The sequence below is a fragment of the Cobetia sp. L2A1 genome, from assembly GCF_009796845.1.
Taxonomy (GTDB): domain Bacteria; phylum Pseudomonadota; class Gammaproteobacteria; order Pseudomonadales; family Halomonadaceae; genus Cobetia.
Genome location: NZ_CP047025.1, coordinates 3,232,911 through 3,249,834 on the forward strand (window position 1 = coordinate 3,232,911; position 16,924 = coordinate 3,249,834).

General features: G+C 57.6%; 14 protein-coding genes. 8 read left to right on the top strand and 6 right to left on the bottom strand.

What is annotated here, in order from left to right; translation table 11 throughout:
• Positions 1-48 precede the first annotated feature (48 nt).
• From purB to GQR90_RS13820, 6 genes are all read left to right on the top strand, one after another.
• Positions 49-1,416: an adenylosuccinate lyase gene (gene purB, locus GQR90_RS13795; protein ID WP_158774614.1), complete on the top strand. Its 1,368-nt coding sequence runs from the start codon at positions 49-51 to the stop codon at positions 1,414-1,416.
• A 302-nt stretch (positions 1,417-1,718) separates the two neighbouring features.
• Positions 1,719-2,954 carry a cupin domain-containing protein gene (locus tag GQR90_RS13800; RefSeq protein WP_158774615.1) on the top strand — a complete coding sequence of 412 codons (1,236 nt, stop codon included), beginning with the start codon at positions 1,719-1,721 and terminating at the stop codon, positions 2,952-2,954.
• A gap of 5 nt (positions 2,955-2,959) precedes the next feature.
• On the top strand, positions 2,960-3,391 hold the full coding sequence (locus GQR90_RS13805) for a GNAT family N-acetyltransferase (protein WP_158774616.1): 432 nt from the start codon (positions 2,960-2,962) through the stop codon (positions 3,389-3,391).
• A 428-nt stretch (positions 3,392-3,819) separates the two neighbouring features.
• Positions 3,820-4,479: a hypothetical protein gene (locus tag GQR90_RS13810; RefSeq protein WP_158774617.1), complete on the top strand. Its 660-nt coding sequence runs from the start codon at positions 3,820-3,822 to the stop codon at positions 4,477-4,479.
• A gap of 230 nt (positions 4,480-4,709) precedes the next feature.
• Positions 4,710-6,020: an isocitrate lyase gene (gene aceA, locus GQR90_RS13815; RefSeq protein ID WP_158774618.1), complete on the top strand. Its 1,311-nt coding sequence runs from the start codon at positions 4,710-4,712 to the stop codon at positions 6,018-6,020.
• 441 nt (positions 6,021-6,461) lie between these two features.
• A complete protein-coding gene (locus tag GQR90_RS13820) occupies positions 6,462-6,965 on the top strand; it encodes a glycine zipper 2TM domain-containing protein (protein ID WP_158774619.1) in 504 nt (167 codons plus the stop codon).
• Between the two features lie 576 nt (positions 6,966-7,541).
• Here GQR90_RS13820 and GQR90_RS13825 read toward each other — a convergent pair.
• Positions 7,542-7,826, bottom strand: a complete 285-nt coding sequence (locus GQR90_RS13825) for a hypothetical protein (protein WP_158774620.1) — start codon at positions 7,824-7,826, stop codon at positions 7,542-7,544.
• Positions 7,827-8,348: 522 nt separating this feature from the next.
• Here GQR90_RS13825 and GQR90_RS13830 point away from each other — a divergent pair.
• Positions 8,349-8,831, top strand: a complete 483-nt coding sequence (locus GQR90_RS13830; protein ID WP_158774621.1) for an FKBP-type peptidyl-prolyl cis-trans isomerase — start codon at positions 8,349-8,351, stop codon at positions 8,829-8,831.
• Between the two features lie 142 nt (positions 8,832-8,973).
• Here the strand turns inward: GQR90_RS13830 and GQR90_RS13835 are convergent, their stop codons facing one another.
• The 5 genes from GQR90_RS13835 to GQR90_RS13855 form a co-directional block, all read right to left on the bottom strand.
• Positions 8,974-9,669 carry a DUF3047 domain-containing protein gene (locus tag GQR90_RS13835; protein WP_158774622.1) on the bottom strand — a complete coding sequence of 232 codons (696 nt, stop codon included), beginning with the start codon at positions 9,667-9,669 and terminating at the stop codon, positions 8,974-8,976.
• 81 nt (positions 9,670-9,750) lie between these two features.
• On the bottom strand, positions 9,751-10,368 hold the full coding sequence (locus GQR90_RS13840; RefSeq protein ID WP_158774623.1) for a CDP-alcohol phosphatidyltransferase family protein: 618 nt from the start codon (positions 10,366-10,368) through the stop codon (positions 9,751-9,753).
• Positions 10,369-10,469: 101 nt separating this feature from the next.
• A complete protein-coding gene (locus GQR90_RS13845; protein WP_158774624.1) occupies positions 10,470-12,221 on the bottom strand; it encodes an ABC transporter permease in 1,752 nt (583 codons plus the stop codon).
• A gap of 8 nt (positions 12,222-12,229) precedes the next feature.
• Positions 12,230-13,513: an ABC transporter substrate-binding protein gene (locus GQR90_RS13850; protein WP_158774625.1), complete on the bottom strand. Its 1,284-nt coding sequence runs from the start codon at positions 13,511-13,513 to the stop codon at positions 12,230-12,232.
• Between the two features lie 66 nt (positions 13,514-13,579).
• Complete coding sequence (locus tag GQR90_RS13855) at positions 13,580-15,847, bottom strand: FAD-dependent oxidoreductase (protein WP_199269434.1); 2,268 nt, start codon at positions 15,845-15,847, stop codon at positions 13,580-13,582.
• A 360-nt stretch (positions 15,848-16,207) separates the two neighbouring features.
• Here GQR90_RS13855 and msrA point away from each other — a divergent pair, with 360 nt between their 5' ends.
• Positions 16,208-16,897, top strand: a complete 690-nt coding sequence (msrA, locus tag GQR90_RS13860; protein WP_158774627.1) for a peptide-methionine (S)-S-oxide reductase MsrA — start codon at positions 16,208-16,210, stop codon at positions 16,895-16,897.
• The last annotated feature ends 27 nt before the right edge of the window (positions 16,898-16,924 follow it).

Below are 16,924 nucleotides of genomic sequence, written 5' to 3' on the forward strand. Positions count from 1 at the left end.
CTTGAACTGGCAGCGTCATTGCCCTGCCACCATCGGAAGATCTTCATCATGCAGCTGTCCGCCCTCACCGCCCTGTCTCCTGTCGATGGCCGCTATGGCGCCAAGACCGAGGCCCTGCGCGAGCACTTCAGTGAATTCGGCCTGATTCGTGCCCGTGTCATCGTCGAGGTGCGCTGGCTGCAACGCCTGGCCGCCCATGCCGAGATTGCGGAAGTGCCGGCCTTCTCCGCTGATGCCAACGCAGTACTGGATGCCATCGTCAGTGATTTCAGTGTTGACGATGCGCAGCGCATCAAGGATATCGAGAGCACCACCAATCACGATGTGAAGGCGGTCGAATACTTCCTGAAGGAAAAAGTGGCCGACAACGCAGAACTGAATGCTGTCACCGAATTCATCCACTTCGCCTGCACCAGCGAGGACATCAACAACCTGTCCCACGCCCTGATGTTACGCGGTGGCCTGGACAACGTGCTGCTGCCGGAAATGAAGAAAGTCACCGAGGCCATCGTCGCGCTTGCTCACCTGCACGCTGAACAGCCGATGCTGTCGCGCACGCATGGCCAGACCGCCAGCCCGACGACCCTTGGCAAGGAAATGGCCAACGTCGCCGCACGTCTGCGTCGTCAGCTGGCGCAGATCGAGCGCGTCGAGATGCTCGGCAAGATCAACGGTGCCGTAGGTAACTACAACGCCCACCTGACCACCTATCCGGCCATCGACTGGGCGGCCAATGCCGAAACCTTCGTCGAGAGCCTCGGGCTGACCTTCAATCCATATACCACCCAGATCGAGCCGCACGACTACATCGCCGAGTTGTTCGATGCCGTCTGTCGCTTCAACACCATCCTGATCGATTTCAATCGTGATGTGTGGGGCTACATCTCGCTGGGTTACTTCAAGCAGCGCACCGTGGCGGGCGAAATCGGCTCCTCCACCATGCCGCACAAGGTCAACCCGATCGACTTCGAGAATTCCGAAGGCAACCTCGGTATCGCCAACGCGGTACTTGGCCACTTGGCGCAGAAGCTGCCGATCTCTCGCTGGCAGCGCGACCTGACCGACTCCACCGTGCTGCGTAACCTCGGTACGGGCCTGGCACAAGGCTTGATCGCCTATCAGTCTGCTCTCAAAGGCATCAGCAAGCTGGAAGCCAACCCGGAGCGTCTGAATGCGGACCTCGACAATAGCTGGGAAGTGTTGGCGGAGCCGATTCAGACCGTCATGCGCCGCTACGGCATCGAGAAGCCCTACGAGAAGCTCAAGGAGTTGACCCGTGGCAAGCGCATCGATCAAGCCGGCTTCGCCGCCTTCATCGAGACGCTGGAGCTGCCGGAAGACGTCAAGGCTGAGCTGAAAGCTCTCAGCCCGGCCAGCTACATCGGTAATGCCGTTGCACAGGCCAAGGCGCTGTAAGCCAGCCTGAACGCCGCATGCCAGACAACGCCGGGGCCTATGCTCCGGCGTTGTGTGTTACGCAGCGTACTTTACGCAGCGTGCTTGCAAGTAGTGCATTGGGCATTTCGCCATGCACGCTAGACACAGAATTCATCACCGCCGAGGCACATGTCTCGGTGGGTAGGCTAAAAGTGCCCAGGTCATGACGTGGGCACGCCATGAATCGCATCGCCGACTGCCTACCGGTAGCGGCTTCACCGACGTCATCGTGAGACAAGCGGTCGCCTGACTGACTGCTGCTCACGTTCGAGAGGTTCTGCATGAGCACATCCCCCGCCCCCCAAAATACCGACACGCCATTGGCGCTGTTGGGCGGCCTGAGCATCCGTGATTTCCTGCGTGACTACTGGCAGCAGAAGCCGCTGCTGATCCGTGGCGCCTTTGCAGACTTCGAGATGCCGCTGGAAGCCGATGAACTGGCCGGCCTGGCGTGTGAGGACGGTATCGAGGCACGCCTCGTCGAAGAGAACGGTGCGGACAAGGCATGGCAGGTCAGCCACGGCCCCTTTGATGACGCCACCTTCGCACGTCTCGATGCCAAGACCGACAGCCACTGGAGCCTGCTGGTACAGGCAGTGGATCACTATGTCCCCGATGTCGCAGCCCTGTTCGAGCCGTTCACCTTCCTGCCGCGTTGGCGTCTCGATGACATCATGATCAGCTACGCACCGACCGGTGGCAGCGTCGGCCCACACCTGGATAACTACGATGTCTTCCTGCTGCAGGCCCAGGGCCAACGCCACTGGCAGCTGGGCGGCATGCTTGGGGAAGATGCCGAGATCATCGACGGCATCGATCTGCGCATCCTCAAGCACTTCAACGTAACGCCGGGCGAAGACTGGGTACTGGAACCTGGCGACATGCTTTACGTACCGCCACGTCTCGCTCATCACGGTGTCAGCCAGTCCGATGACTGCATGACCATCTCCGTAGGCTTCCGTGCACCATCTGCCGATGAAGTCGTCACCTCCTACGCGGATTATCTCGGTGCCAGCCTGCCGGAATCGCTACGCTACCGAGATGCGGGAATGGCTCCCGTCGCCAATGCCGGCGAACTTGACGATGCAGCGCTCGAGCGCGTGCGTGAGCTGCTGCTCAACACCCTCGACAACCCGACCCAGCTGGCCCAGTGGTTCGGTCGCTATATGACCCAGCCCAAGTATCTTGAACAGCTCGCCACACGTGAACCGGCACTCAAGCAAAATGAACTGGTGGAATACCTGGAAGATGAAGGCGTGCTGGTGCGCACCCTCGGTTCACGCTTCGCCTTCCGCCATGCGGACGACGGCAGCAGTACATTGTTCGTCGATGGTGACGGTATTCCGGCCACACAGGCCCTTGCTGAGGCCCTCGCCTCCAGCGACCGACTCACTTCGGTGTTGCTTGACTACACCACTGACGACCTTGATCGAGCCGCCGTGGTCAGCCTGCTGACCGCACTGATCAATCGTGGCAGCCTGATACTGGAATGCGACCTGCAGGATGAAGAGGACTAAACGGTATGAGCGATGCAATGATCAGTCTGGAACGCGGTGACTGGCAGACCCTGTCCAGTGATGCCAGCGAGATCCGCCGAATCGTCTTCATGGTCGAGCAACATGTTCCAGAAGATGAGGAGTGGGACGGCCGCGATGATGCCTGCGAGCATTTCCTCGTGCGATTGGAAGGCCGTCCGGTCGGCACTGCTCGCCTACTGCCGGATGGTCATGTGGGTCGGGTCGCTGTGCTGTCTGAGGCACGTGGCCTCGGGCTTGGTCAGCATCTGATGGAGGCCTGCATTCTTGCGGCGCGCCAGGCAGGTCATGCTGAGGTGCTGCTCGATGCCCAGACCCATGCGTTGGTTTTTTATCAACGCCTGGGTTTCACAGCCTTCGGTGACGAGTTTATTGATGCAGGTATACCGCACCGCAGCATGCGCTTGATTCTGAACTGATTTTTAGCATCATTTAATAAAAACCGACTCTTTCTTTGAGTCGGTTTTTTTGTGTCCATAATAATCTTGTAGTCTAGTTACAACGCGACCCATGACCAAGTCATCATTCCACAAAGCCCATGAATACTGACATCATGGCGATATTGAAATGTATTAAAACAAACGTTTTACCAAGAAAACACCGGCAACGTTGAAACCATCATGAAACGACCGTTTTAATACGACCAAGGAATGAAAGACAACTGATGATTTCAGGCGGATGCTAGGGAATAAGTACATTACGCTGCACTGCCGCATATTCAGGAGACACGCTCATGCATGCCACAGACTCTCGAATGCATGTCACATCACTCGTCAATGTGATCGGGCAACCGACAGACACCGTGTTGGCTGAGCAGTGGCAGTGCCCTGAGATACGAGCTCGCGTCATGAAACTGGCTCGTCCAATGCTGGATCTACTCCCGGCACTTTTACCGGAACCGATGACAGCGCAGGCAAAGACGATCTGCCATCTGAGCCGCGACAAGCGCTGGCAGATGCCAGGTGCTGACTGGCAGATCACACAGCACGCTGACCGCTGGCAAATTTCACATCGCTCGACAGCACAGCATTCGACGGGAAGGGAGCAGAACGAAGACAGGCGCGTGGAGCAGGCAGTAGACACTCTCTCGCAATTGACATTGAGCGGGCTGGCACACGACGTCACAGGGATGAGTATCGGCAACCGCCCACTCCCCTTGGCTTTCTGGACACTGGCTGCCGCGCGGCATCGCGGTGAACGTCATGCCGAACTTGCCATCATGCAGATCAGCAGTGTGCGAGAAGCACTATGTTGGGGAGAACTGATCCCGCGCCTTCGGGCACCCGATGGTCGCCCTCCCCGCGTAGCACTGACCTTGAGCGCATGTGAGGTACCCACACTGGAAGCGAGTCTCTACTTTCTGCTGCCATGGCTCGTCAGTATCACGCTGATACCGGCAGAAAACGCCACAGCGGCCTGTCTTGCCGTACTCGAAGAGCGCATTCGTCCAATCCCGGCGATTGGAGAAAGCAACGAGATGCCCGACGTCATGTGCCATTACGCCTGACGTTACGCAAAGGAAAGTGAAAGATTATATATAACAATAAGTTAGTGCGACTCAGTATCGACATTATTTAGCTGAATATGCATAAAAACAATCAATCGTCACCAGCAGCTACTGGCTGCTCTTGTCAGCACTACAGCCACATTTTTTGGATGAAGCAGACAAGACACGACAAACAGACATGATAAGCCAAGGGCCACGGCCCTACGACGAAGCCATCAGGAGATGCCACCATGAGTCATTCACGTGCCGATCAGATTGCCGCAATCGAAAAGGACTGGGCCGAGAATCCGCGCTGGAAGGATGTTACCCGCCCTTACACTGCTGAAGATGTCGTGCGGTTGCGCGGTTCTGTGCCTGAAGCAAACACGCTGGCGACTCGCGGTGCCGAAAAGCTGTGGAAGCTGGTGAATGGTGATGCCAAAAAAGGCTACGTCAACTGCCTGGGCGCATTGACCGGTGGTCAGGCCATGCAGCAGGTCAAGGCAGGTATCGAGGCTATCTACCTCTCCGGTTGGCAGGTTGCCGCGGACAATAATACCAGCGAAGCCATGTATCCCGATCAATCACTGTATCCGGTTGATTCCGTCCCGACCGTGGTCAAGCGCATCAACAATACCTTCCGTCGTGCTGACCAGATCCAGTGGCACAAGGGTGGCAATCCAGGCGATGAAGGCTTCGTCGATTACTTCGCACCGATCGTGGCGGATGCCGAAGCTGGCTTCGGTGGTGTGTTGAATGGCTACGAGCTGATGACGGCGATGATTCGTGCTGGCGCCTCCGGAGTGCACTTCGAAGACCAGCTGGCCTCGGTCAAGAAATGTGGCCACATGGGCGGCAAGGTACTGGTCCCGACGCAGGAGGCCGTACAGAAGCTAGTCGCTGCACGTCTCGCTGCTGACGTCGCCGGCGTGCCGACACTGGTTATCGCACGTACCGATGCCAACGCTGCTGACCTTATCACCTCTGACGTGGATGATTACGACAAGCCCTTCCTGACCGGCGAGCGCTCCAACGAAGGCTTCTACCGCGTCAATGCCGGTCTCGATCAGGCCATCTCTCGCGGACTGGCCTACGCCCCGTACTCTGACCTTATCTGGTGTGAAACTGCCAAGCCGGATCTTGAAGAAGCACGTCGATTCGCCGACGCGATCAAAAAGGAATACCCGGACCAGCTGCTGGCCTACAACTGCTCTCCCTCCTTCAACTGGAAGAAGAACCTCGACGACGCCACCATCGCCAAGTTCCAGCAGGAACTGTCCGACATGGGCTACAAGTACCAGTTCATCACGCTGGCCGGCATTCACAACATGTGGTTCGGCATGTTCGATCTCGCCTATGACTACGCACGTGGCGAAGGCATGAAGCACTATGTCGAGAAGGTACAGGAAGCTGAATTCGCGGCTGCCGAGAAAGGCTACACCTTTGTGGCACACCAGCAGGAAGTCGGCACTGGCTACTTCGATGACATGACCAACGTCATCCAGGGCGGCAACTCATCTGTCACCGCACTGACGGGTTCAACTGAGGAAGATCAGTTCTAGGCGATAACCTTCAGACATTGACGAACCCGCTCGGGAGTAATGCTAGAAAGCGCGATAGCGCCGGGCGCAATAAGGAAGATTTTCGTCGCACCTTGTGCTGCCATGACAAGACACGTTACCAATGCGCCTTACAAGCCCGCTCACGCGGGCTTTTTTGTCGCTGAAAGCTACGTCTCGGCACCCTCTCTTCAGGGTACGAACTACGCGACGCTGTAGCATCAAAAGAGCGTCGTCTCAGCGTTTCAAGACGTGGAACCCGCTATCGTCAGCGTGGTCTATACTGTTAGAAAACAGTGTTCTCTCAGTGTCTGAAAGACGTATCATGCCACGACACGACGAGAGCCTACTGGCGGTCAATGGAAGTGATCGCCTACCAAGCATCGCTCTCAGCACCCTTATCAAAACCTCAAGTGACACCGCTTCATGCAAGGAGAAACCACCATGACGCCTTCCCTTATCAAGAACCGACGTACTGCCACTCGCCGCTGGTTGCCTGTCATTGCTATCGGCATGCTAACGCTAGGCGGCTGTGCCAACAGTGATATCTACTCCGGCAACGTCTACACCGGTGACCAGGCCAAGCGTGCCCAATCCGTCACCTACGGCACTATCACATCGCTGCGCCCGGTACAGATTCAGGCGACCGATGAAGGTAGCAGCGTACTGGGCGGCATTGGTGGTGCAGTCTTCGGCGGCTTGCTCGGCAGCCAGATTGGTGGCGGCTCTGGTCGTGCCATCGCGACAGCAGCAGGCGCCATCGGGGGCAGTGTCGCCGGAAAGGCGATTGCTGATAATGTCGATCGGGTCGACGCCTACGAAATTGAAGTTCGCCGTGATGCAGGCGACAGCCTCATTGTCGTCCAGAAAGCCGACACCGCCTTCACAGTGGGTCAACGTGTCCGCCTCGTCGGCTACGGCGCCAACCTGAGCGTCGCGCCTTATTGAGTAAGTCGTAACTAAAAAGGCCATCTCTAAAAGAGATGGCCTTTTACTATAATAGTATCGAAAAATCGATCCGAATCTTGCTGAGTGTCGGCAATGGAAACGTCCTCAAAAACGCAGGAATCTGCGTAGAAACTAATTAGCTTCCTATACAAAGACGGCTTTTTGTGCAAGGTTATAGGTATGAAGCTTGACCACGCTTTATGCCCAACTTTCTGCCGAGGAGTTGCTATGTGCCCTGCTTCCACCGATGCCCCGCATGCTGACCACTTCGCACGCGCTTGCTTGAATCAATCCGGTTCTGCGTTGGAGCTGCCATTTCATCTTCTTCAGTCGCGCCAGCCTTTCCAGTCACTCAAATTAGCGTTGGCGCTTGCGATGTTGGGGGCAGTGGCATTGTCGCCAGTCATTCCGGTGACCTAGGCAGGCGCGGTTACTACGACTGAGCGTCATTGGATCCTTCACGTAGGCGTGTACACCACCACGGCATGGAATTCCAGGTCCCAGACACACGAAAGCCGGGCATATGCCCGGCTTTCGTGTGTCTGGGATACGCCATGGTGGCGTATCCCAGGGAAATCAGTGCATCTTGACCTTGCTCATGCCCCAGCAGATCAGCTTGCCACCAATGAAGATAATCAATGTCAGCATGATCAGTGCCATCAACATGGAGATGGGATTGACGATGAAGGTGGCACCCAACACTGCCAACGCGCCGCCCCATACATAGCGGTCTCCACTATCAATGCTGAGGGGCTCAGGAATGATGCGTTTGACGGTGGCGCCCAGCGAACCTTCCCAGCAGTTCAAGCACAACATGTAGAACGCCGCAAAGCTCACCAGCCAGATCAATGTCACGGTCATCGAAATTCTCTCCTGAAAATAGGGGTCGCATGGAGCATGTGATTGTCATTTCCCGTTAGTGGTCACGGGGCGGAACATGCGGAGCGAGAAATGCCATTGACGTCTCGCGCCAGAAATCCGCCATGTCCGAGTAGGCAGAGTAACCACACCCTGATGCCCTCGCAAGCTGGTGAGCGCATCCTTCTCATGCTGATCGTCGCAAGTCCTCTATACGAGGAGCAGATTGCCTGCCAACAGACAGCACGACGCTTGCTGTCGTCAGTGTTTTTTGACTGACGTGGAGGTGCGGCGACCAGCCACGCCATATACAAGAAAAATTCTGCCAGCAGGGTTGAAAAGTGCACTTGCGGGCGTCACCTATTATTTCAAGACAGGATAGCGTGCGCTGAACCACTCTTGTGGTGATGTCACCAGCAGGCCGGAAGCCACGTAATACGCGGCTTTTTTCCGTCATCCCCCCTGACAGTCACCTCAGGGGCACGCTATTATTGACGTTCATATACCTATTGAAAGGCCCCTAACATGCAAATCGCCCAAAATGCCGTAGTCTCTTTCCACTACACCCTCACCAACAACGACGGTGAAGTGCTGGACACTTCTGAAGGTCGTGAGCCGCTGGCCTACATCCACGGCGCTGGCAACATTGTTCCGGGCCTCGAGAAAGAACTCGACGGCAAGCAATCCGGTGACGCACTGAAAGTCGCTGTGACACCGGAAGAAGGTTACGGTGAAGTTCAGGAAGCACTGGTCCAGGAAGTGCCGCGCGATGCATTCCAGGGTGTCGAAGACATCGAAGCAGGCATGCAGTTCCAGGCACAGACCCAGGGCGGCCCGCTGATGGTCACCGTCACCAAGGTCGAAGGCGACACTGTCGTTGTCGATGGCAACCACCCGCTGGCCGGCGAGACCCTGAACTTCGACGTCCAGATCACCGAAGTGCGTGAAGCTTCTGCTGAAGAACTGGAACACGGTCACGTTCACGGTGAAGGCGGCGTGGAGCACTAAGCTCCGCCTCTTCCCCTGCAAGATGACAACGTCGTCTGACAGGTGCCCCACACTCGCTGTGTGAGGCCTGAGCAGAAAGCCCCGCCCCTGAGTCATCAGAGGCGGGGTTTTTTTGTGTCTATCCACTCAATCAATGGGTTGACTAGCTACCACATTGCGGCGGTGTCGCGTCGCTAGACAGGCTCAGACCGCGGAAATAGGCGGTGGCAGACCCACCGGCATTATCACCATCTGCCATCAGCGCAAGTCCAGAAATCTTGCTTGGCGTGCTGTCGAACAAGGCCGCGTAGTCCGCACGCAAGTCACGGACTTCCGCTACCCACTGACCAACCTTGTCTGCACCCGACTCTACCGCCAACAGCACGGCGCGATCAGTGAATGCGTTGTCCCAGTGGCTATCCTTGGCTTCATTGCTTGACCACACGTAGTTGATCGCCTCAACCTGCCACGGCAGGATGCCAGTCTTGTTGACGACATACAGGCGCGCCGGATAGTCATCGCCATTCTTGGTCTTCTCATTCAGCGCCGGATAGATGCTATCAACCTGCCAGCACCACTTCAGATAGGGGGTCTCTTCCAGAGAAAGGTCTTCCTCGAGAAAACGTGCCGAGGCCTGGCCTTGCGCCTGCGCCTCCAGCGCAGGCAAGCCGTCACGCTCAACCACGCGATAGGCGGTATGACCTTCAAAGGTTTTCTCACCCCATGCCAGAATCTGCGCAGGCGTGTAGGCCTTGTCAGCAGCAACGGCGGCAGATGACAGCGACACTGCCACAAGGCCTCCTGCGAGCATTAGCGCGGCAGGGATAGCGGCAGAGGTCAGACGAATAGTGAGCGACATGGACAGACTCCATAAAGGCATCGGGATGGCGATGGTGGCGAGTGTGATAAAAGCGACTTCACCATCAGGCAAGGACAGGTTTCAGCCCTGCGCCCGCAAGGTGACATACCCTCCCCATACGCGCGTTAGCGTGGTCAGGATGCAAGCTGCGGCAAATATCCACGCCAACAGTGCAAAGTAATGAGGCATCAAACAGACCAGTACGAAGAAGCCGATAGTCTCGGTACCTTCAGTCAGGCCATCCAGATAATAGAAGGCCTTACGGGTGAAGTTGGGCCGTTCTATCTGGTGCTTGGCGGCCATGATGGCAAACGCCAGAAAGCTTGACCCCGTGCCCACAAAAGCGAACAACAGCACCACTGCAGCCATGGCATTGGCAGTGGGGTCGGCCAATGCAAAGCCGACCACCACGCCGGCGTAGAACAAGAAATCGAGACAGATATCCAGATAGCCACCGGCATCTGAGCTCAAGCCGGCGTGGCGGGCCAGCGCACCATCCAATCCATCCACTACGCGGTTGATCAAGATGGCCACCAGTGCCAGCCCGAAATGACCAAAGGCCAGCAGCGGCAAGGCAGTAATGCCGATCACGAAGCCGGTAATCGTCAGCTGATCAGGATGCAGGCCGCGTGCTGCTGCGCTACGTGCCAGGCGTTTCAATGGCGGTTGTACCCAACGTGAGGTCCACTTATCCAGCATGCTCCGCTCCCGCATGAGTAAATCGATGAGTCCGTAAATTGATCATTGGCGAGCCAGGTCTCTGCGCCATCTCGTTGTGACATGCATGGTTCTAGCTCGCTTCATCCGCGCGTCGGTACCACGGCGCGACCTGCTGGCACCCAACGTGCCAGCAGGAAAATCAACAGCGGCAGACAGGCTTGCAGACAGGCGGCTACCGCCGTCAGGCGAGGATCAGCCCCCGTTGCCAGTGCCAGCGTCTCGGTGGTCAGGGTTGGCACGCGTCCACCGCCCAGCACTACGGTAGGCACGTACTGGGCGATGCTCACCGCGAAGGCGACGGCCCAACTGATGGCTAGCGGCCGCAGCATCAAGCGCAGACGAATGCCGATCAGCGCTTCAAGTCGCGAGCTGCCCAGCAGCCGCGCCGCCTGCTCCAATCGCACATCGAAGCGTGCCCACGGGCCTGCCAAGGTCAGCCAGGCATAGGGCAGTGTGAACAATAGATGGCCGATCACCACACCCGGCCAGCCGGGACTAGCACCTAGACTCAGCCAGCCGACCTGAAACCCGAACAGGAAGCTGGCTTGTGGCAATAACAGCGGCAGGTAGAGGCACACGACAAAGCCACGCAAGCGTCCGCTTTCCCGCTCACGCTCGAATACCGCGACACTGAGAATGACCGACAAGGTGGCAACCAGCACTGCCAGCCACAGACTGTTTGTGAAGGCATCGCCTAAACCGGCCAACGCCTGCTGCCAACTTTCCAGTCCCCAGCGCGTGGGGAGCAGTGACGGGAAGAACCAGCTTCTGGCCAGTGACTGCAGCGCAATCACGGCAAACGCCAATAGTGAGGTCACCGTGACAATGCCCAGCATGATGCGAATGATTCGGCTGATGCTTTCTGACTTGGCGCCTCTTGCGACACTTGCAGGACCAGAGACTTCGCAGGCTCTGGCCGGCGGATTATCCAGTGTCCAATCGCGGTGCCACCGCAGTAACTGACGTCCCAGCGCAGCCCCTAGCGCCATCATCACGATGACCAGAAGTGCCAGGACCAGCGCACCGACACTCGCCGGCAACCGTGCCGTCGGATCACTGTCACGCCATAATTCAACCAGTCGTACCGCCAATGTTGGCGTGCGCGTTGGGCCAAGCACCTGTGCGACATCCACCACCGCGAGCGAATAAGCCAGTACAGCACCAATCGGCAAGGCAATCGCCCGTATCACCTGTGGCATGAGGATGCGCCAGCGCAGCTGAGGGATGCTGTAGCCGAGCGCCTGCCCTGCCTGTAACTGCGCTCTGACGGGCAAGCGGGATAACGCTGTCTGGGCCATCAACATCAAGAACGGAGCTTCTTTCAAGGCCAGACCGATCGCCAGCGTGATGCCATGAGCATCGGGCAGCGGGAATTGCGGTGGCACCAAGACCTCGAACGGTGCCAGTAACAAGCGCATCAGCACGCCACTCGGCGCTGCCAGCCACAATAGCCCTAATGCGAGCGCCAGATGCGGCATCGCCAGAACGGGTGCCAGCAGTCGCTCGAGTCGCTCCCCAAAAGCCGTGCCTGCCGCTGCCGTCAACCAGCCCAGTGTCAGTAGTATCGCCAGCAACGTACCGCCGACTCCACTGATCAACGTCAGGCGAAAACCATCAGCCAGACCCGGCAATGCCCACCATCGTTGCCAGGCAACGTCAGAGACATGCTCGAACCCAAGCGTCGGCCAGAGGCCAAAGGCAGGCGCCACCAATCCAGCCAGCCCCAATGCCGTGGGGCCAAGCAGCAGCAACAGCACCCCCCAGCGCAGCACGCGGGCCGGTGTCAGCGATAGCGATACTGCACCGGACTCAGTGCGTCGCCTACCGGTCATCAGCTGTCTCAGTTGCGATAGCGTCGCGCCCACTCGGCCTCCAACGCGTCAGTCCAGCTGGGGTGAGGCTCACTCAACGGCGTGCCAAGTGCCTCAGGGCTCATGCTGCCCGCCAAGCTGGGTAGCTCATCGAAGGCTTGACGCTTTTCATCAGGCAAGCGTGCCACATCAAGCACTGTCTCATCGCCCCAGCGCGAAGGGTCAGCCTTGGCCGCCTGCGCTGGTGCTGACATCAACTGATTGATCCATACCAGTGCTGCAGCCTTGTGCTGCGCCGTAGCCGGAATCGCCAGATAGTGCACATTGCCGAGTGTGCCGCCGTCATGAATGTAGGGTTCTATTGTCGGCGGCAACCGCCCTTCCTTGCGCCCATTGGCGACTTCTTGCGACACGAAGCTCAAGGCGATCCAGACACTGCGTTGTGCGAGCAGTTTCATTTGCTCCTCGGCACCGGCCGGCTGACGCTCACCCTGCGCCCACATCAGCGGATGCAGCGCATCCAGATACCGCCACAAGGGGGCTGTGATACGCGCAAACTGCGTATCATCCACGAAGGATGTCGCGAGTACATTGCGTTGCTCAACCGGTATCAGCTCAATCAGGGCCTGTTTGAGAAAGGTGGTGCCATGAAAACTGGGGGGCTGAGGGTAAGTCACCCGCCCCGGATTCTCTCGTGCCACCTCAAGCAATGCTGACATGGAGCGCGGCGGCGCTTTGAGCAGCGCCGTGTCATACATGAAGATCAGCTGGGCACGGCCCCACGGTGCTTCCATACCGTCGGTCGCCAGCCCGAAGTCGCGCGAGCCAATCCCTTTCAGCAGGTATTCACTGTTGGGGAGGCGAGAAACGAACGGCCCCCATGCCAGTCCGGCCTGCTTCAAGGCACGAAAGTTCTCGCCGTTGATCCAGATGGCATCGATGCTGCCGTCGCTACGACCCGCCGCCTTCTCGGCCAATAGCGTCGAGACACTTTCAGCCGTATCGGCAATCTTGACGTGACGCACTTCAATCCCATGACGCTGGGCTGCAATCCGAGCCTGGTCACGCAGATAGGAATTGGTGGCTTCGCTACCACCCCATGCATGGAAATCGATGCGCTGGCCACGCGCCTTTTCAGTGATGGCCTTCCATTCCAATGCTGCAAGTTCAGGCACTGCCTTTCCCTTGCCAGCATCGGCGGCGTACGCGATCGAGGTAGCCCAGGGGCTCGCACTCACTCCTGCGATAACCAATAGTGATCCACCCATCAGCGCCAGCGCACGACGGCGACTCGGCAAATGATCAGTCTTCATGAGAGGTGTCTCCGATAAGGAAATGCCGCGACGCTGTACAAACAGGTCGCGGCATCGAGTTATGGATTAATGCTTATCCGCTGCAGAGGTATCCGAAGAGGCCGGTGCCTCCGCGGCAATAGATGCTTGAGTAGTGCTGGAAGCGTCAACCGCCGTCAATGTCTTGGTCGGCTCGAAGCGTCCGTTACGACGCCAGGTGAAGTAACGATCCAGCACCTTCAGCACACCTTCAGGCTTATGCGCATTCTTCCACATGCCCGCTGCGGCCTTGTTGGCCTCCGACAAGGTCGGGTACGGATGTATGGTGGACAACACCTTGTTGAGACCGATGTTGTGTTTCATCGCCATGGTGAACTCAGCCAGCCATTCCCCTGCAAAAGCACCGACCAGTGTCACGCCCAGAATACGATCACGTCCCTTCTCGGTAAGCACCTTGACGAAACCTTCAGTGGAACGCTCAGCCAGCGCACGATCACTCTCGCCCATATCGTAATGAGTGACTTCGTACTCGTAACCCTGAGCCTTGGCTTCGCTCTCGTTGAGACCGACACGCGCCACTTCCGGCTCGGTGTAGGTGACCATCGGCATGATGCGGTAGTCGACCTTGAAGGTTTTCAGACCGCCGAACAGCGCATTGACCGCTGCGTGCCATGCCTGGTGTCCTGCGGCATGGGTAAACTGGTAAGGGCCGGCCACATCACCACAGGCCCAGATATTGGGCTGCAGCGTCTGCAGGGATTCGGAGACATCGATGGTGCCACGCTCGGAGACTGCAATACCCAGCGCCTCCAGGCCAAAGCCTTCGACATTGGCTTCACGACCGATGGCGACCAGCAGCTCATCAAACTCGATCCAGCTCTCTTCACCCTCAGGAGAGCTGACCACCAGGTGACGCATCGGCTGACTGTCTTTGCCGGTCAAAACTTCGATACGTGTGGCTGTGGAGTTGATACGCAGATCCACACCTTCACCGGCCAGTTGCTCATGCATCAGCGTGCTGACCTCTTCGTCTTCACGCGGCATGACACGCGGTGCACCTTCGATGATGGTGACGTGACTCCCCAGGCGCGCAAAGCTCTGCCCCAGCTCCATGCCGATCGGGCCAGACCCCAGTACCACCAGACGCTTGGGCTGTATCTTGAGGTCCCACAGGTTATCGGAGGTCAGCGGGGTAATCAGCTCGATACCCGGGATGGCAGGCACTCGCGGACGCGCACCGGTCGCGATCACGATATTGCGCGTGGTCAATACACGACCATCGACCTCCACTTCCCAAGGCGTTTTCAGCATGGCTTGGCCGGTATGCACTTCAACACCCAGGCTTTCGTAACGCTCGATACTGTCATGCGGCTCGACACTCTCGACCACGTCATGCACATGACCCATGACCTTGGCGAAGTCGATTTCCGGCTCATTGGCGGTGATACCAAAGCGCTCGGACTGGCGAATCTCATGTGCGGCTCGTCCAGCGCGAATCAATGCCTTGGAGGGAACGCAACCCGTGTTGAGGCAGTCGCCGCCCATTTTATGACGCTCGATCAGCGCCACTCGCGCATTGACCGCAGACGCAATGTAACTGGTGACCAGACCGGCAGAGCCGGCGCCGATCACGACCATGTCATAGTCGAAGGTCTTCGGCTTGGTAAAGCCAGCCTGCTGCTTGCGCTTGCGCATCAACCCCACGATACGATTGGCAATCAACGGGAACAGACCCAAGGCGATGAAGGAAGCAATCAGGGCCGGAGACAGGATATCGGACAGCGATTCCAACTGCCCAAGTTCACGACCAGCATTCACGTAGATGGCAGTACCGGCCAGCATGCCCAGCTGGCTGGCAACATAGAAGGTGACCACACGCATGCGAGTCAGGCCCATCACCAGATTGACGATGAAGAACGGGAATACCGGTACCAGACGCAGCGTGAACAGGTAGAACCCCCCTTCACGCTCGACACCACGGTTCAGGGATTCCAGCTGACGGCGGAAGCGCTTCTCGATACTTTCACGCAGCAATGTACGCGAGATAAGGAAGGCCAGCGTGGCACCGATCGTACTGGCGAAGGAGATGAGCAACAGCCCCCAGCCGAAGCCGAAAAGTGCGCCACCAAGCAATGTAAGCAAGGCTGCGCCGGGCAGAGAAAGGCCCGCCATTGCCACATAAACGACAAAGAAGACGCCCGCCACCAACACAGGCGACTCATCGAAGAGCACCTGGAAATTCGCCTGTTGGGCCTTGAGGCTCTGCAGTGTGAAATACTCCTGCGCACCGCTAGCGAAGAAGATAACAATGGCAGCGATGATAGCCACCAGGAGTAAGAGCTTACGTTTGTTCACAGACGATATCCTTATTCCGTTCCTGCCGAGTATGGGCATTTAAATTGGATGTACCGTTTCCTTACGAAGCTCATCACATACTGGATGCAGTCTTTTGCACACAGCACCCCATACTGTCGACACTGAATTCACGTTTTAACAAGCACAGCCAAGGCGTTGTCACTGGTCATTCTATCAGCTTGCTCTGAGCACTCGAGGGCAACGGTCAGCCTATAGTGGCATCCAGATGGCACTTGTGTGCGTAGAAACTTGATACGAGCGTCAACCCAGCATCTTGTCAGCACCACTCACGGGCATGGGGACATTGTTCCATGACCTTATCTTCATACAGCAATGATCCGCTTTTTTTCTGGAGACATCATGACCCGACACGCACTCTTCTCTTCTCATACATTGCGCCGTGGCACGACTCGCGCCGCGCTGATTGTCAGCTTGTGTAGTGGCCTGCTATTGGCTGGCCACGCCAATGCCTTCGACCTCGCGAAAGTCCCTCAGGGAGTCGCGAGTGGCGTCGATGCAGGTCAAGAAGTTGCCATCTTTGCGGGTGGCTGTTTCTGGTGCATGGAAGGTCCCTTCGACAAGCTCGAGGGTGTGATCTCGACCACCTCCGGCTACACCGCCGGTGAGAAGGACGACCCAACCTACAAACAGGTATCCGCAGGCGGTACGGGGCATACTGAAGCGGTCAAGGTCGTGTTTGATCCTGACAAGGTCAGCTACGACACCCTGCTCGACGTCTTCTGGCACAACATCGACCCCATCGCGGTCGATCGCCAGTTCTGCGACGCCGGCACTCAATATCGCAGCGGTATCTACACGCTGGATGAGGCGCAGCGAAAAGCCGCTGAGGCCAGCCGCACGGCATTGAAAGACAAGTTCCCCGAGGGAATTGCCACTGAAATTGAAGCCGCTGGCCCTTACTATGCCGCCGAGGAATACCACCAGGATTTCTACAAGAAGAATCCAATACGCTACCGCTTCTATCGCTCGGGTTGTGGTCGTGATGACCGCCTCGAGGAAATCTGGGGCGATGAGGCACCTGCACACTAAGCCAATTGTTTAACAAGAGTTTGTCGT

Bases quoted from the DNA above. Each gene is read 5' to 3' on its own strand.
- GQR90_RS13805 (WP_158774616.1), top strand. From the start codon at position 2,960: ATGAGCGATGCAATGATCAGTCTGGAACGCGGTGACTGGCAGACCCTG.
- GQR90_RS13810 (WP_158774617.1), top strand. From the start codon at position 3,820: ATGAAACTGGCTCGTCCAATGCTGGATCTACTCCCGGCACTTTTACCG.
- GQR90_RS13825 (WP_158774620.1), bottom strand. From the start codon at position 7,826: ATGACCGTGACATTGATCTGGCTGGTGAGCTTTGCGGCGTTCTACATG.
- aceA (WP_158774618.1), top strand. From the start codon at position 4,710: ATGAGTCATTCACGTGCCGATCAGATTGCCGCAATCGAAAAGGACTGG.
- msrA (WP_158774627.1), top strand. From the start codon at position 16,208: ATGACCCGACACGCACTCTTCTCTTCTCATACATTGCGCCGTGGCACG.
- purB (WP_158774614.1), top strand. From the start codon at position 49: ATGCAGCTGTCCGCCCTCACCGCCCTGTCTCCTGTCGATGGCCGCTAT.
- GQR90_RS13850 (WP_158774625.1), bottom strand. From the start codon at position 13,513: ATGAAGACTGATCATTTGCCGAGTCGCCGTCGTGCGCTGGCGCTGATG.
- GQR90_RS13830 (WP_158774621.1), top strand. From the start codon at position 8,349: ATGCAAATCGCCCAAAATGCCGTAGTCTCTTTCCACTACACCCTCACC.
- GQR90_RS13820 (WP_158774619.1), top strand. From the start codon at position 6,462: ATGACGCCTTCCCTTATCAAGAACCGACGTACTGCCACTCGCCGCTGG.
- GQR90_RS13800 (WP_158774615.1), top strand. From the start codon at position 1,719: ATGAGCACATCCCCCGCCCCCCAAAATACCGACACGCCATTGGCGCTG.
- GQR90_RS13840 (WP_158774623.1), bottom strand. From the start codon at position 10,368: ATGCTGGATAAGTGGACCTCACGTTGGGTACAACCGCCATTGAAACGC.
- GQR90_RS13845 (WP_158774624.1), bottom strand. From the start codon at position 12,221: ATGACCGGTAGGCGACGCACTGAGTCCGGTGCAGTATCGCTATCGCTG.
- GQR90_RS13835 (WP_158774622.1), bottom strand. From the start codon at position 9,669: ATGTCGCTCACTATTCGTCTGACCTCTGCCGCTATCCCTGCCGCGCTA.